7 protein-coding genes and 5 pseudogenes are annotated in these 13756 nt (G+C 71.8%); 2 read left to right on the top strand and 10 right to left on the bottom strand.

Annotation, left to right across the window (positions count from 1 at the left end):
* Window positions 1-95: 95 nt before the first annotated feature.
* The 8 genes and pseudogenes from mfd to DEJ15_RS06105 form a co-directional block, all read right to left on the bottom strand.
* Window positions 96-3690, bottom strand: a pseudogene (mfd, locus tag DEJ15_RS06140) (transcription-repair coupling factor).
* A gap of 104 nt (window positions 3691-3794) precedes the next feature.
* Window positions 3795-3980, bottom strand: coding sequence for a hypothetical protein (locus DEJ15_RS06135; RefSeq protein ID WP_110823614.1), 186 nt, complete (start codon window positions 3978-3980; stop codon window positions 3795-3797).
* Window positions 3980-4564 (bottom strand): aminoacyl-tRNA hydrolase, encoded by a 585-nt coding sequence (gene pth / locus DEJ15_RS06130; RefSeq protein WP_110823613.1) that lies wholly within the window; start codon window positions 4562-4564, stop codon window positions 3980-3982. The genes DEJ15_RS06135 and pth overlap by 1 nt, the downstream gene beginning before the upstream one ends.
* Before the next feature lie 27 nt (window positions 4565-4591).
* Complete coding sequence (locus tag DEJ15_RS06125; RefSeq protein ID WP_110823612.1) at window positions 4592-5230, bottom strand: 50S ribosomal protein L25/general stress protein Ctc; 639 nt, start codon at window positions 5228-5230, stop codon at window positions 4592-4594.
* Window positions 5231-5440: 210 nt separating this feature from the next.
* Complete coding sequence (locus tag DEJ15_RS06120) at window positions 5441-6454, bottom strand: hypothetical protein (RefSeq protein ID WP_110823611.1); 1014 nt, start codon at window positions 6452-6454, stop codon at window positions 5441-5443.
* A 44-nt stretch (window positions 6455-6498) separates the two neighbouring features.
* Window positions 6499-7717 (bottom strand): annotated as a pseudogene (gene manD / locus DEJ15_RS06115) (D-mannonate dehydratase ManD).
* 381 nt (window positions 7718-8098) lie between these two features.
* Window positions 8099-8765: pseudogene (locus DEJ15_RS06110) on the bottom strand (response regulator transcription factor).
* A 606-nt stretch (window positions 8766-9371) separates the two neighbouring features.
* Window positions 9372-9683: pseudogene (locus DEJ15_RS06105) on the bottom strand (histidine kinase dimerization/phosphoacceptor domain-containing protein); the annotation flags it as partial.
* 705 nt (window positions 9684-10388) lie between these two features.
* On the opposite strand from DEJ15_RS06105, the gene DEJ15_RS06100 reads away from it, so the two are divergent.
* Complete coding sequence (locus DEJ15_RS06100) at window positions 10389-10634, top strand: SHOCT domain-containing protein (protein WP_258365751.1); 246 nt, start codon at window positions 10389-10391, stop codon at window positions 10632-10634.
* 48 nt (window positions 10635-10682) lie between these two features.
* Here the strand turns inward: DEJ15_RS06100 and DEJ15_RS06095 are convergent, their stop codons facing one another.
* Window positions 10683-11144 (bottom strand): gluconokinase, encoded by a 462-nt coding sequence (locus DEJ15_RS06095; protein ID WP_284176305.1) that lies wholly within the window; start codon window positions 11142-11144, stop codon window positions 10683-10685.
* A gap of 232 nt (window positions 11145-11376) precedes the next feature.
* On the opposite strand from DEJ15_RS06095, the pseudogene gnd reads away from it, so the two are divergent.
* Window positions 11377-12784 (top strand): annotated as a pseudogene (gnd, locus tag DEJ15_RS06090) (NADP-dependent phosphogluconate dehydrogenase).
* Here the strand turns inward: gnd and DEJ15_RS06085 are convergent.
* Window positions 12694-13623, bottom strand: a complete 930-nt coding sequence (locus tag DEJ15_RS06085; protein WP_284175894.1) for a hypothetical protein — start codon at window positions 13621-13623, stop codon at window positions 12694-12696. The pseudogene gnd and the gene DEJ15_RS06085 overlap by 91 nt on opposite strands.
* Window positions 13624-13756 lie beyond the last annotated feature (133 nt).

The following is a 13756-nucleotide window of genomic DNA, read 5'->3' as shown; positions in this document are numbered from 1 at the left end:
ACCCATGCGCCGGCGCGACCACGCGACGGACGGGAGGCCCGGGACGGATCCGTCCCGGGCCTCCCGTCCGTCCGGTGGTCACCGGACGAGGACCGTCAGGCGGCCGGCGCCTCCGCACGGGCGGGCGCACCGTAGACGGCGGTGAGGATGCTCTCCACCCAACCGATGAGGGCGTCGTCCGGCAGGGTCTCGCCGTGCGGCTTCGGGACCGGGATGCTCGCGGCGTCCTGCTGCGGGAACCAGCGTGCACCGGCGAACATCCGCTTGAGGCGGACCTGCGCCGAGTCGGCGAGTTCCTTGCCCGCCACCCGCAGGTTCGACCCCATGACGACCACGTCGGACAGGCCGACCTGCTGCGCCATCCGGCGGAGGCGGGACACCTCGATCAGCGTCAGCACGGCCTGCGGCGGCGTGCCGTACCGGTCGGTGAGCTCGTCGAGGACCATGTCGATCGCCTCGGGCTGCGCGGCCGGGGCCGACGCGGCGGAGAGCTTCTGGTACGCCTCGAGTCGGAGTCGCTCGGACTCGACGTAGTCCTCCGGGATGTGCGCGTCGACGGGGATCTCGAGCCGGAGCTCGGTCTGTCCCTCCGCCACGTCCCCGCGGAACTGCGACACCGCCTCGCCGATCATCCGCAGGTACAGGTCGAACCCGACGCCCGCGATGTGCCCGGACTGCTCGCCGCCGAGCAGGTTGCCGGCACCGCGGATCTCGAGGTCCTTCATCGCGACCTGCATGCCCGCGCCGAGCTCGTTGTTCGCCGCGATCGTCTCGAGGCGGTCCTGCGCGGTCTCGGACAGCGGCTTCTCGGCGTCGTACAGGAAGTACGCGTACCCGCGCTCGCGCCCACGACCGACACGGCCGCGGAGTTGGTGGAGCTGCGACAGGCCGTACTTGTCCGCCTTGTCGATGATGAGGGTGTTCGCGTTCGCGATGTCCAGACCGGTCTCGATGATCGTCGTGGACACGAGCACGTCGAACCGGCGCTCCCAGAAGTCGACCATGACCTGCTCGAGGGCCTGCTCGCCCATCTGCCCGTGCGCCACGGCGATGCGGGCGTCCGGCACGATCTCGGCCAGGTGCGACGCGACCGACTGGATGTCCTTCACGCGGTTGTGCACGTAGAACACCTGGCCCTCGCGGAGCATCTCGCGCTTGATCGCCGCGGCCACCTGCAGGTCCGACTGCGGTCCGACGAACGTGAGGATCGGGTGCCGGTCCTCCGGCGGGGTCGCGAGGGTCGACATCTCACGGATGCCGGTCACCGCCATCTCGAGCGAGCGCGGGATCGGCGTCGCGGACATCGCCAAGACGTCGACGTTCGTCTTGAGCTTCTTGAGCTGGTCCTTGTGCTCGACACCGAAGCGCTGCTCCTCGTCGATGATGACGAGGCCGACGTCCTTGAACTGCACGCTCTGCGACAGGATCCGGTGCGTGCCGATGACGACGTCGACGGTGCCGTCGGCGAGGCCCGCGAGGGTCTCCTTCGTCTCCTTCTCGGTCTGGAACCGGCTCAGGGCGCGCAGGTTCACCGGGAACCCGGCGAACCGCTCCTGGAACGTCTCCATGTGCTGGCGGACGAGCAGCGTCGTCGGGACGAGCACGGCGACCTGCTTGCCGTCCTGCACCGCCTTGAACGCGGCGCGGATCGCGACCTCGGTCTTGCCGTAGCCGACGTCTCCGGAGAGCAGCCGGTCCATCGGGATCGGGCTCTCCATGTCGCGCTTGATCTCGTCGATGGTCGTCAGCTGGTCGACGGTCTCCGCGAAGGGGAACGCCTCTTCCAGCTCGCGCTGCCACGGGGTGTCCGGCCCGAACGCGTGCCCCTTCGACGCCATGCGGGCGGAGTACAGCTTCACGAGGTCCACCGCGATGTCGCGCACGGCCTTGCGCGCCTTCGACTTCGCCGCAGACCAGTCCGAGCCGCCCATCTTCGACAGGGTCGGGTTCTCGCCGCCGACGTACCGGGACAGCTGGTCGAGCTGGTCGGTCGGCACGAAGAGCTTGTCGCCGGGGTAGTTCCGCTTCGAGGGCGCGTACTCGAGCACCAGGTACTCACGCTGCTGCTTGACGGCGTTCCGGCCGCCGGAACTGACCTCCCTGCTGACCAGTTCCACGAACTTGCCGATGCCGTGCGTGGCGTGCACGACGACGTCGCCCGGCTTCAGCTGCAGCGGGTCGACGACGTTCTTGCGCCGGCTCGCGAGCTTCTTGACGGTGCGGGCGCCCTGCTGGACGCTGCGGCCGTAGAACTCGGCCTCGCTGAGGAGCGCGATGCGCGGGTCCGCGACGGCGAAGCCGTGCTCGACGCTGGCCGTCGTGACGATGGCGACGCCCGGCTCGGGAGGCCCGTCCAGCGTCTCGGCGCGCGCGGCCACCCCGGCGTCGGCGAGCACCTGCACCGCACGTTCGACGAGGCCCTGGCCCTGCGCCGTCACGACGACGGCCCACTGGTCGTCGGTCAGCGCCTTGACGTGGGCGACCGCACCGTCCGCACTGCCGGCGAAGCTCGGGATCGCCTCGCCCGGGACGCGGATGTACTCCCCCGCCTCGGCGGCCGCGTCGGCGTCGCTCAGCGGTTCGTCGGCGCCGGAGTCGAACGGCGACACCGTCCACCACGTGCGCTGCCCGCGGGTGTTCTTCAGCTGCTGGACCGTGAGGAAGTTGCCCGCGTCGAGGTCGATGGGCGCCTGGGCACCCGCCACGGCCGCGCTCCACGCCGCCTGCAGGAACTCCTGGTTCGTCTCGGCCAGGCTGTGCGCGCGACCGCTCACCCGCTCCGGCGAGAAGACCGCGATCGTCGCTTCCTCGGGCAGGTACTCCGTCACCGGCACGAGCTTGCGGACCAGCGCCGGGGCGAGGGACTCCATGCCCTCGACGGGGATCCCCTCGGACACCTTCGCGAGCATCTGCGACAGGTTCGGGAACTCGTGGAGCATCTCGCGCGCCCGCTGCCGGACGTCGTCGCTCAGGAGCAGTTCGCGTGATGCGGTGAGCTCCACCGCGTCGAGGTCGTCGTCCGTGGACCGCTGGTCGGCCACCGAGAACGCCTTGATGCCCTCGATCTCGTCACCGAAGAAGTCGACGCGGACGGGGTGGTCGGCCGTCGGCGGGAAGACGTCGAGGATGCCGCCGCGGACGGCGAACTCCCCCGCGGCGGGTGACGAGGTCCACCCGGGCGTACGCGAGGTCGACGAGCTGTGCGGCGATCGCGCCGAGGTCGTTGCCCCGCGACGCGCTCCGCAGCACGACCGGCGCGAGCTCGGTCAGGTTGTCGGCGATCGGTTGGAGCGCCGCCCGGACGCTCGCGACCACGACGGTCGTCCGGCGCTCCGCGGCAGGGGCGTCCTGCCACCGCTGCAGTGCGCGGAGGGTCGCGATGCGGGTGCCGACGGTCTGCGGGCTCGGGCTGAGACGCTCGTGCGGCAGGGTCTCCCACGCCGGGAACTCGAGCACGTCCGCGTCGGGGACGGTGCAGCTGAGGGCGTCACGGACGGCTTCGGCCTCCCGCCCGGTCGCGGTGATGACGAAGGCGCACTGCGGGCCCGAGCGCTCGGCCAGCAGGGCGGCGAACAGGGGCACGCGCAGACCGTCGACCACCGAGAAGTCGGCGTCGCGAGGAGCGGCACGGAGCGCACGATCGAAGGAGGAGGCGCGCGAGAGCGCAGGGATGAGGCCCGAGATCGTCACTCACACGATGGTACCGGCGGCCCCCGACAGCGGTCGCGGCGTGCGCGACGGGCGAACAGGAGGCGCGTGGCGGAGCCGGGGCGGGCCTCCCGGCCGGTTCCGGCTCAGGAGCTGCCCGGCTCCAGGTCGTCCGGCGGCGGCGTCGGCTCGCCCTCGCGCGCCTGCTCGGCCGCGCGGCGACCGAGGAAGCGCGCCGTCCCGACGAGCGCGATGCCCATGACCGAGACGACGACGAGCGCGGCCGTGGCGAACGGGTTCGTCGCGAGCACGACGGCGGCGACGACGTTCATCAGGCCGGGGCGTGGAAGCGCTGCTGCGCGGCGAGCAGGCCGTCGGTCACGATCGCCTCGACGGCGTCGGCCGCGTCGGCGAGGAGGTTCGGCAGCGCCTTCTTCTCGGCGGCGGAGAAGTCACGCAGCACGTAGTCGGCCGGGTCCTGACGACCGGGCGGGCGTCCGATGCCGACCCGCACGCGGGCGAACTCGTTCGTGTTCGTCGCCTTGATGACGTCGCGGATGCCGTTGTGCCCGCCGTGGCCACCGTTGCCCTTGAGCTTCACGGAGTCGAACGGCAGGTCGAGCTCGTCGTGGACCAGGATCAGGTCCGCCGGCGGCACGCTGTAGAACCCGAGGACGGCGGAGACCGGACCGCCGGACGTGTTCATGAACGACCCGGGCTTCGCGAGGACGAGCTTCGGCCCCCCCGGTACGAGGCGCCCCTCGGCGACCTGGTTCGGGGTCTTGTGCTTCCTGAACGTGGCACCCATCCGGGCGGCCAGTTCGTCGAGGACCATCTGGCCGACGTTGTGACGGTTGCCCGCGTAGTCGGGCCCGGGGTTCCCGAGCCCGACCACCACGAACGTGCGCTCCGCCATCAGCGTCGGCCAGACGTCGTCGTCGTCTTACTCGGAGTCGGCGTCGGCCGGGGCGGAGCCGCCCTCGGTGCCGGCCTCGGCGCCCGCCTCGGCAGCGGCCTCGTCGGCGGCGTCGTCGTCAGCGGTGCCACGCGGGGTGACGATCTGGACGACGAGCGACTCGGCGTCGGTCTCGAGCTCGGCACCGGCCGGGAGCTGCAGGTCGGACGCGTGGACCTGCGCACCGTCCTCGAGGCCCTCGACGTCCACGACGACGTGCTCGGGGATGTCGGTCGCCTCGACGAGCAGGGAGACGCTCGCCAGGTCCTGCACGTGGATGGTGCCGGCGAAGGACTCGCCCTCGATGACGACGGGCACGTCGACCGTGACCTTCTCGCCACGACGCACGACGACGAGGTCGATGTGCTCGATGATCTGACGCACCGGGTCACGCTGGACGTCCTTGACGAGGGCGAGCTGGGCAGCACCCTCGATGTCGAGGTCCACGACCGCGTTGGCGGTACGGACGAGGAGCATCGTCTCGTGGCCCGGCAGGCTGATGTGCTTCGGCTCGGTGCCGTGGCCGTAGACGACGGCGGGGATCTTGTCGGCGGCGCGGAGCTTGCGGGCCGCACCCTTGCCGAACTTGGTGCGGACTTCCGCTGCGAGCTTGGTGTAGTCAGCCATGATGCCTCCTGGTGTCGGGGACGACGCCGGAGTGCCGGCATCGGGGGGGTCTGTGGTGTTGCAACTCGAACGCGTGCACGCGTGAGGAACGTTCCCAGGGCTGGCCGGGTCTCCCACCGCGTCGATCACGGCCGCTTGCGCGGCCCTCGCCGAAGTCAGTCACCGAGTCTAGCAGGGCCTCCGGGCGTGTCGCGACGGTGCCGTGACTGGTCAGCGGCGACGGTGGTGCCGGGCGGCGACGAGGGCTTCCCGGGCGCGGTCGCTCGCGGCCTCGGCGTCGTCGCGCTCCTGCCCGAGCCGTTCGGCCTCGGCGTCGAGGTCGGCACGCTCCTGGTCGAGGGCGCTGAGCTGTCGCTCGAGGTCGCGACGGCGGCGGTCGAGGTCAGCGCGTCGGTCCTCGACGTCCTCGAGGGCGGACTCCGCCTGGTCGAGAGCGGCATCGGCCTGCCGGGAGGCACGTCTCGCTGCCGCCTCGGCCTCGCGCGCCTCGCGGCGCTCGGCTGCGGGGTCGCGCTGGTCCTCGTCGGGAGCCGGCAGGTCGGGCCCGTCCGGAGCATCCGGTTCGGCAGCAGCATCTGGTCCATCCGGGGCATCCGGCTCGTCAGGGGTCCCGGGCTCGTCGTCTGCGGGACCGGGCGCGGCGGGACGGCGTGCACCGCGCCTCCCGGCCGTGATCGGGATGGGAGGCGCGTCGCTGCCGGACCACGCGTCCGGGACGGCGTCCGGAACGGCCACCGCGTCGGTCAGGTCGACGTCCTCGAACCCCACGCTCTCGAGGGGCCGCAGGAGGAGGCCCGATCGGATCGCGGCGCCGGCGTGCGGGTCGGCCATGCCGGCCTCGATGGTCGCGCGGACCTGCTCGAGCACGGCCGGGGTCGGCGGGTGCCCGGCTGCGGACGCCCGGTCGGCCCCGGTGTCGGCGAGCGCCGCCACGACCTGTGACCGCTGCTTCCGGAGTGTCGCGATCTGCTGCGGGTCCGCGGAGGCCTGCGCCTGCCGGAGGGCCGGACCGAGGTCGACGGCGTCGTCGAGGGCGGCCTCGGAGGCGAGCAGGTCGACGATCCACGCGGCCGGCGCGGGCTTCTTCAGCTTCCCGATCGCGGCCGCGAGCTCCCGGTCGTCCTTCCGGACCGCTCGTTGCCGTGCCGTCCGCGCGGCCACGAAGTCGCCAGGAGCGGCGCGCAACAGGTCGCGGGCGACGTCGGCGAGCGCTGCGGGGTCCACGCCACCACTCTGCCCGTCGGGCACGGTGCGGCGCCCGGGAACGCTCACCAGTCGTGCACGGTGCCGTCCGCCAGGCGGTTGAACGGCAGGTACGCCTGCTCGTACGGGTACTTCCCGGCCTCGTCGACGTCGAGCGAGACGCCGATGCCGGGCTCGTCGCCGGGGTGCAGGTACCCGTCGGTGAAGGTGGCCGTCTGCTGGAACACCTGGTTCGTCCTCGGGCCGTGCTGCATGTACTCCTGGATCCCGAAGTTGTGGATGGCGAGCCCGAGGTGCATCTGGGCCGCCATCCCCACCGGCGAGATGTCGGTCGGCCCGTGGAACCCGGACTTCACCTGGTACATCGCGGCGTAGTCCATCGTCTTCCGCAGCGGGGTCACGCCGCCCATGTGCGTGACGGCGCCGCGGACGTAGTCGATGAGCTGGTCGCGGATGAGGTCCTTGAAGTCCCAGACCGTGTTGAAGACCTCACCGATCGCGAGCGGGGTCGTGGTGTGCTGCCGGACGAGTCGGAGCGCTTCCTGGTTCTCGGCGGGGGTGCAGTCCTCGAGCCAGAAGAGGTCGTACGGCTCGAGCGACTTCCCGAGCTTGGCGGCCTGGATCGGGGTCATCCGGTGGTGTCCGTCGTGCAGGAGCGGCAGCTCGGGGCCGAACTCGTTGCGGACCGCCTCGAAGACGGTCGGCAGGTGCCGGAGGTACGCGCGGGTGTCCCAGTCCTCCATGGCCGGGAACCCCCCCACGCTGCGCGGGCTCGAAGTCGTAGCGGACGCCGGCGTTGCCCTCGGTGGTGCGGTTCGAGGCGATGCCGTAGATGGACTCGAGCCCCGGCACGCCGGTCTGGATGCGGATCGACCGGTACCCCTCGGCCTGGTGCTGGCGGATCGAGTCGAACAGCTCCGGGAGGTCCTTGCCCGACGCGTGCCCGTACGCCATCAGCCCGGTCCGGGAAGCACCGCCGAGCAGCTGGTAGAGCGGCATCCCGGCGACCTTGGCCTTGATGTCCCAGAGCGCCATGTCGACGGCGGCGATCGCGGCCATCGTCACCGGACCCCGACGCCAGTAGGTCGAGCGGTAGAGGAACTGCCAGGCGTCCTCGATGCGGCTGGCGTCCCGACCGGTGAGCAGCGGGACGACGTGCTCGGACAGGTACGCGGCGACCGCGAGCTCGCGGCCGTTCAGGGTCGCGTCACCGAGACCGATGACGCCGTCCGCGGTGGTCAGCTTGAGGGTGACGAAGTTCCGGTCCGGACTGGTGACGATCACCTCGGCACGGTCGACGAGCTGTCCACGGTCCGTGCTCGCCCAGGTGTCCGGCCTGGAGGCTGTGCCTCCGCCCGCAGAGCGTGCGTCGGTCGCACCGGGGGGTCGGGTTCGCGGGATCGGTCACGGCGTTGCTCCTCCTCGAGGTGGGCGCGGTGCTCCTCCGCGGCGGTGCGGGATGCATCCGGCGTCCACCTGTCGAGCCTGCACCGGCGGCGGCCGTGTGTCCATCGTCAGCGGCGGCTCGAGGCCCGCTCGACCCCGACGCACGGCGGGCGCGCGGCTTCCTCGACCAGCGACGGGTGGGCATCGCGGCCGTCGACGCTGGCGGTGGCCCGGGCGACCGCGGCTTCCAGCAGGCCCGCGTCACGAATGTGTTCCCGGTCATCCCGTCCATCCCGGGGTGACGAGGCCGGTCTCGTAGGCGAAGACCACGAGTTGGGCGCGGTCGCGAGCACCGAGCTTGATCATCGCCCGGGAGACGTGGGTCTTCGTCGTGGCCGGACTGACGAACAGGCGCTCGGCGATCTCGGCGTTCGTCAAGCCGCTCGCGACCAGGCGCATGACCTGGCGCTCGCGGTCGGTCAGGGCGTCGAGTTCGGGTGCGAGCGCTGTCGGCTTCGCGTGCGCCGCGTACGCCTCGACGAGCGACCGGGTCGGGCCCGGCGACAGCAACGACTCCCCCCGCGACGACGGTGCGGATCGCCCGGAGGAGTTCGCCGGGCTCGGTGTCCTTCACGAGGAACCCGGCAGCACCACCACGGATCGCCTCGAACACGGTGTCGTCCTCCTCGAAGGTCGTGAGGACCACCACGTGCACCGCGCTGAGCGCCGGGTCCTCCGAGATCCGCCGTGTGGCGACGAGGCCGTCGGTCCCCGGCATGCGGATGTCCATGAGCACGACGTCCGGCAGTTCCCGTGCGACGACCGCGACGGCGTCCTCGCCGTCGGACGCCTCACCGACGACCTGCATCCCCGGCTCGGCGGACACGAGTGCGCGGAGTCCGGCACGGATGAGGCTCTGGTCGTCCACCAACACGATCCGGATCAGATCCGGCGTGGTGGGAGTCGCGGACATGGTCATGCGGTCGTCTCCGTCGCTCCGGACGCAGTGCGTGCGGGTTCGCCGATCGGCAGGCGTGCGTGGACCGACCACCCGCCGTCGGGCGTCGGGCCGACGGCGAGTGTGCCGCCGACAGCCGTGGCCCGTTCGTGCATCCCGACCAGCCCGTTCCCCGGACTGCTGCCGCTGCCGCCGTCCGCACGCTCGGTCACGGTGTGCTGGCCCGCCGCACGGGCGAGGGCGGACGAGGAGCGGTGCCCGTGGGGCGCCTCCTCGGTCCGCGGGGCACCGGCGCCGATCGCGACCGGCGCCGGGACGTCGGTCACCGTGATGTCGACGACCTCGGCCCCCCACGTCGACCACGACCGAGGCGTGGTGGTCAGGGGCGTGCTTCATGACGTTCGTGACGGACTCCTGCACGATGCGGAAGGCGTTGCGCGAGACGACGCCGGCGACGGTCTCCACCGGGCCGTCCAGGCGCAGCTCCACGTCCACTCCGGCCAGGCGGGCTCGATCGACCAGGTCGGGGACGCGGTCGAGGCCGGCGACCGGGGCGCGGTCGGAGGTGCCGGACGGTGCGTCGACGGCCCGCAGCACGCCGAGGATCGTCCGGAGCTCCACGAGCGCCTGCTTGCTGGAGTCGCGGATGTTCAGCAGCGACTCCCGGGTCTGCTCGGGGAGTTCGGCCCCGAGGTGCAGGGCCACCCCCGCCTGCAGGTTGATGAGCGACATGCTGTGGGCGACCGAGTCGTGGAGCTCCCGGGCGATGCGGACGCGCTCGGCGCCGGCGCGCTGCTGCTCCGCCGCGAGGCGGGCGCGACGGGCGTCGGCGGCGCGGGCCACCCGTACCCGGACGAGCTCGGTGACGGCGATGGTGACCGTCAGCCACGCCAGGCAGAGCGTCATCGTGGTGACGGTCGGGAAGGGCGCGCGGCCGGTCAGGGTGTCCGCCGAGGGCAGGACGACCAGCGCGACCGCGGCAGCGACGTACGTGGGGACGCGGTGGCCGCGGAACCAGGCGTTCGCCAGCGCCATGGTCAGCGCCGCGACGAACGGCCCACGCGGACTGACGACCAGGGCGTAGCCGATCGTCGTGCCGAGGGTCAGGGCCAGGACCACGACCGGCCACCGCCACCGGAAGGGCAGGACGACGATCCCGCCCACGAGCAGCACCCATGCCAGGGGCCCGAGCAACACCGGGTCGACGCCGTCACCGAAGCGCTCTGTCCACGGCGGGCCACCAGCACCGACGGCACCGGGACCGACCCCGGCTGCCCACCGGGTGGCGGCGACGGTGCCGACGACCTGCACGAGCGCCACCGGCAGCACCCGTCCCACGCGGGCGAACCGGCGTCCACCCGCCGGGCGGGTGTCGGAGCGCGTGTCGGTGGTCATGCAGCGAGCCTACGGTCGGCCCTCCGCCGACACATCGCGCAGCGGGAGGGCCTGTGGACTACGCCCGGAGGAGTAGTCGCCTGTGGACGAACCGGCGCGGGTGAGCCGGCGGGAGCAGGTCCGAGTGGGCTCTCCTGGCGGACGCGGGTGGGGCCTCCCGACCGACAGCCTTGTCGTGTCGCGACCGCGGCACCACACCCGACCTCGGAGGTCCCCATGCTCACCACACTCGCTGCCACCGCTCCGTACTGGCACGGAGGCGGGATGCCGTCCCACGGCTTCCCCGTGTTCCCGGCGCTCCTGCTCCTGCTCGTCGTCGGGGTCGTCGTCTTCGGCGTCCTCCGCCGCGGTGCCGGACGGGCGATCGCCGACGCGCGGTCGGTGCTGGCCGACCGGTTCGCCCGCGGCGAGATCGACGCCGAGGAGTACCGCGCTCGACGGTCGGAGCTCAGCCGGAAGTAGACCCGACGGTCAGGTCGTCGAGCGCGACGGGCTCAGGCCAGGACGGGCTCAGGGCAGGACGGCGAGGATCGCCGCGACGGTGTCGTCCACGACCCCGTGGATCGGCACCGCCGCGACGGCTTCGTCCGCGCCCGGGCGCTCGAGCGTCGCGAACTGCGAGTCGAGCAGGGAGTTCGGCATGTACTCGTGGTGACGGTGGCGCTGCCGATCGGCGATGAGCTCGCGCGATCCGTCGAGGAACACGATGAAGAGGTCCGGGGCGTCCTCACGCAGGCGGTCCCGGTACGCGCGCTTCAGCGCCGAGTTCGCCATCACACACCGCGAGCCGGAGGCCTCGACCTCCGCGATGCGGGACGAGCACGCGTCCAACCAGGGGCCACGGTCGTCGTCGGTGAGCGGGATGCCGGCGTGCATCTTCTCCTTGTTCGCCGCCGGGTGCAGCGCGTCCGCGTCGACGAACTCCACCGCCTGTCCGCGGTCGACGAGCGCCTGTGTCAGGGCCTCACCGATCGTCGACTTGCCGGATCCGGAGACCCCCCATCACGAGCACGGGCGGGAGGACGGTCGCATCGGCCATGTCTCCACAGTACGAACAGGGGGGACCGACTGTCCCCAGGATGCGGAAGACCTGGATGAGCACATCGGGCGCTGCATAGATTGGCGACGGCCGTCCAGACACGAAGGAGTCGACGTGGCAGACAACAACGAACAGGCGAACATCGGGGTCATCGGCCTCGCGGTGATGGGTTCGAACCTGGCGCGGAACCTCGCGTCGCGTGAGGGGAACACCGTCGCGGTCTACAACCGCACCTACGCCCGGACCGAGGACCTGATGCGCGAGCACGGGGACATGGGCTTCATCGCGTCGGAAGACATCGACGACTTCGTCACCTCGCTGTCGAAGCCGCGCACGGCGATCATCATGGTCCAGGCCGGGAAGGGCACCGACGCCGTCATCGGTCAGTTGGCCGAGCGGTTCGAGCCGGGCGACATCATCGTCGACGGCGGCAACGCGAACTTCCACGACACCATCCGCCGCGAGCACGACCTGAAGGACAAGGGCATCAACTTCGTCGGCACCGGCATCTCCGGCGGCGAAGAGGGCGCCCTGCACGGGCCGTCGATCATGCCCGGCGGCTCGGACGAGGCGTGGGAGACGCTCGGCCCGATCCTGAAGTCGATCGCGGCCGTCGCCGAGGGCGAGCCCTGCGTCACCCACGTCGGGACCGACGGCGCCGGACACTTCGTCAAGATGGTGCACAACGGCATCGAGTACGCCGACATGCAGCTCATCGCGGAGTCCTACGACCTGCTGCGCCGCATCGGGGGGCTACAGCGTCGACCAGCTCGTCGACGTGTTCGACGAGTGGAACAAGGGCGACCTGGAGTCCTACCTGATCGAGATCACCGGGGAGGTCCTCAAGCAGAAGGACGCCGACACCGGCACACCGCTCGTGGACGTCATCCGCGACGCCGCCGGATCGAAGGGCACCGGCGTCTGGACCGTGCAGAACGCAGTCGGTCTCGGCATCCCCGTCTCCGGCATCGGCGAGGCCGTGTTCGCCCGAGCCGTCTCGTCCCGGCCCGCGCAGCGCGCAGCCGTCCAGAAATCGGTCACCTCACGGCCGGACATCGCCCAAGCACCGGACTCGTTCACCGACGACGTCCGCGCAGCCCTCTACGCATCGAAGGTCGTCGCGTACGCGCAGGGCTTCGACCTCATCATCGCCGGGGCGAAGGAGTACGACTGGGACATCGCGCTCGGGGACATGGCGAAGATCTGGCGCGGCGGCTGCATCATCCGCGCCCAGTTCCTCAACCGCATCGTCGAGGCGTACGAGAAGAACCCGGACCTCGAGTCGCTGCTCGTCGACCCGTACTTCGCCGACGCCGTCGCCGAGGGCGAAGCCGCCTGGCGTCGGATCGTGGGCATCGCGGCCGCGTCCGGTGTCCCCGCGCCCGGGTTCTCCTCCGCCCTGTCCTACTTCGACTCCCTCGCGTCCGAGCGCCTGCCCGCCGCGCTCATCCAGGGGCAACGCGACTTCTTCGGCGCCCACACCTACCAGCGCATCGACAAGGACGGCACGTTCCACACCCTCTGGTCCGACAACGACCGCCGCGAGGTCGAACAGGAACCGTCCACACACTGAGCAGGACCCGCGGGAGCGCAGGCCCGGGTCGGTTGCCTCGTCATCGACGAGAGCCGACCCGGGCAGACCCGCGTCCCGGTCGGTACACGGGCACCAGCACGGGCACGGGCACACGCACAGGTCCGCAGCGCCATCCCCGTCAGGCGACGATGCGCTCGCGGGCGAGTCGGGCGAGCAGGTCGTCGAGACGAGCACCGGGGCCGAGCAACCGGTCCGAACCGGGGGGCGACACGCACGAAGAACGTCGCGACGGCGGTCGTGTCGTCGGCTCGGACGTAGTGCACCGCTACGGCGGGGGCGGTGCGCCGACCGGCACCCGGCACGAGGACCGCCTCGGTCCCGACGTGCATGACGCGGCTCCACCGGATGACGAGCAGCCGAGTCGCCCGCCGTCCGTCGAGTTCCCACAGCGAAGCCTCCGTCGCTCCGAACGCCCAGGTCACGCGAGCGGTGAGTGGCACCTCGGGTCGGGCCGCCTCGATCACCCCGCGCAGTTCCTGCGTCGGAGCCGCGGGGACCAGCCACACCGTCGGGTCGATACGGCGCACCGCGCGCGCGAGCACGTCGTCAGCGCGACGCCGACCCGCTGCGCGTGCACGGACGACCGCGAGGACGACGATCGTCACGCCAGCGGTGACGGCCACCGCCTCCGCGATGCCGAAGGCCCGCAGGTCTGCGTCCGGGTGGACGGTCACGACGATGATCCGGGCAGTGAGGAGCGCCACCCACACACCGACGATCACCCACCGGAGCACGAGGAGCCGACCGGCGGAGGACCAGCGGTGCTGGTCGTCGCGGGCGCGACCGAGCCCGGGGACACGATCATGTCGCCACGGCACGCTCCGATCCTGCCACGGCGCCCGCACGGCACACCTCGCACCGGGTGAACGCTCCCCCGAACCCCGACCCCGAACCCCGATCCCGACCCGGACCCGACGCGCGACCTGCAGCCGCAGCCGCAGCCGCAGCCGC

The organism is Curtobacterium sp. MCJR17_043 (genome assembly GCF_003224315.2).
Taxonomy (GTDB): domain Bacteria; phylum Actinomycetota; class Actinomycetes; order Actinomycetales; family Microbacteriaceae; genus Curtobacterium.
The sequence above is the reverse complement of the archived record's forward strand: the minus strand, read 5'-3'. Positions and strand labels throughout refer to the sequence as shown.

Excerpts from the sequence above, each read along its gene's own strand:
- DEJ15_RS06135 (WP_110823614.1), bottom strand. The coding sequence starts at position 3,980 with ATGAACGTCGTCGCCGCCGTCGTGCTCGCGACGAACCCGTTCGCCACG.
- pth (WP_110823613.1), bottom strand. The coding sequence starts at position 4,564 with ATGGCGGAGCGCACGTTCGTGGTGGTCGGGCTCGGGAACCCCGGGCCC.
- DEJ15_RS06125 (WP_110823612.1), bottom strand. The coding sequence starts at position 5,230 with ATGGCTGACTACACCAAGCTCGCAGCGGAAGTCCGCACCAAGTTCGGC.
- DEJ15_RS06100 (WP_258365751.1), top strand. The coding sequence starts at position 10,389 with ATGCTCACCACACTCGCTGCCACCGCTCCGTACTGGCACGGAGGCGGG.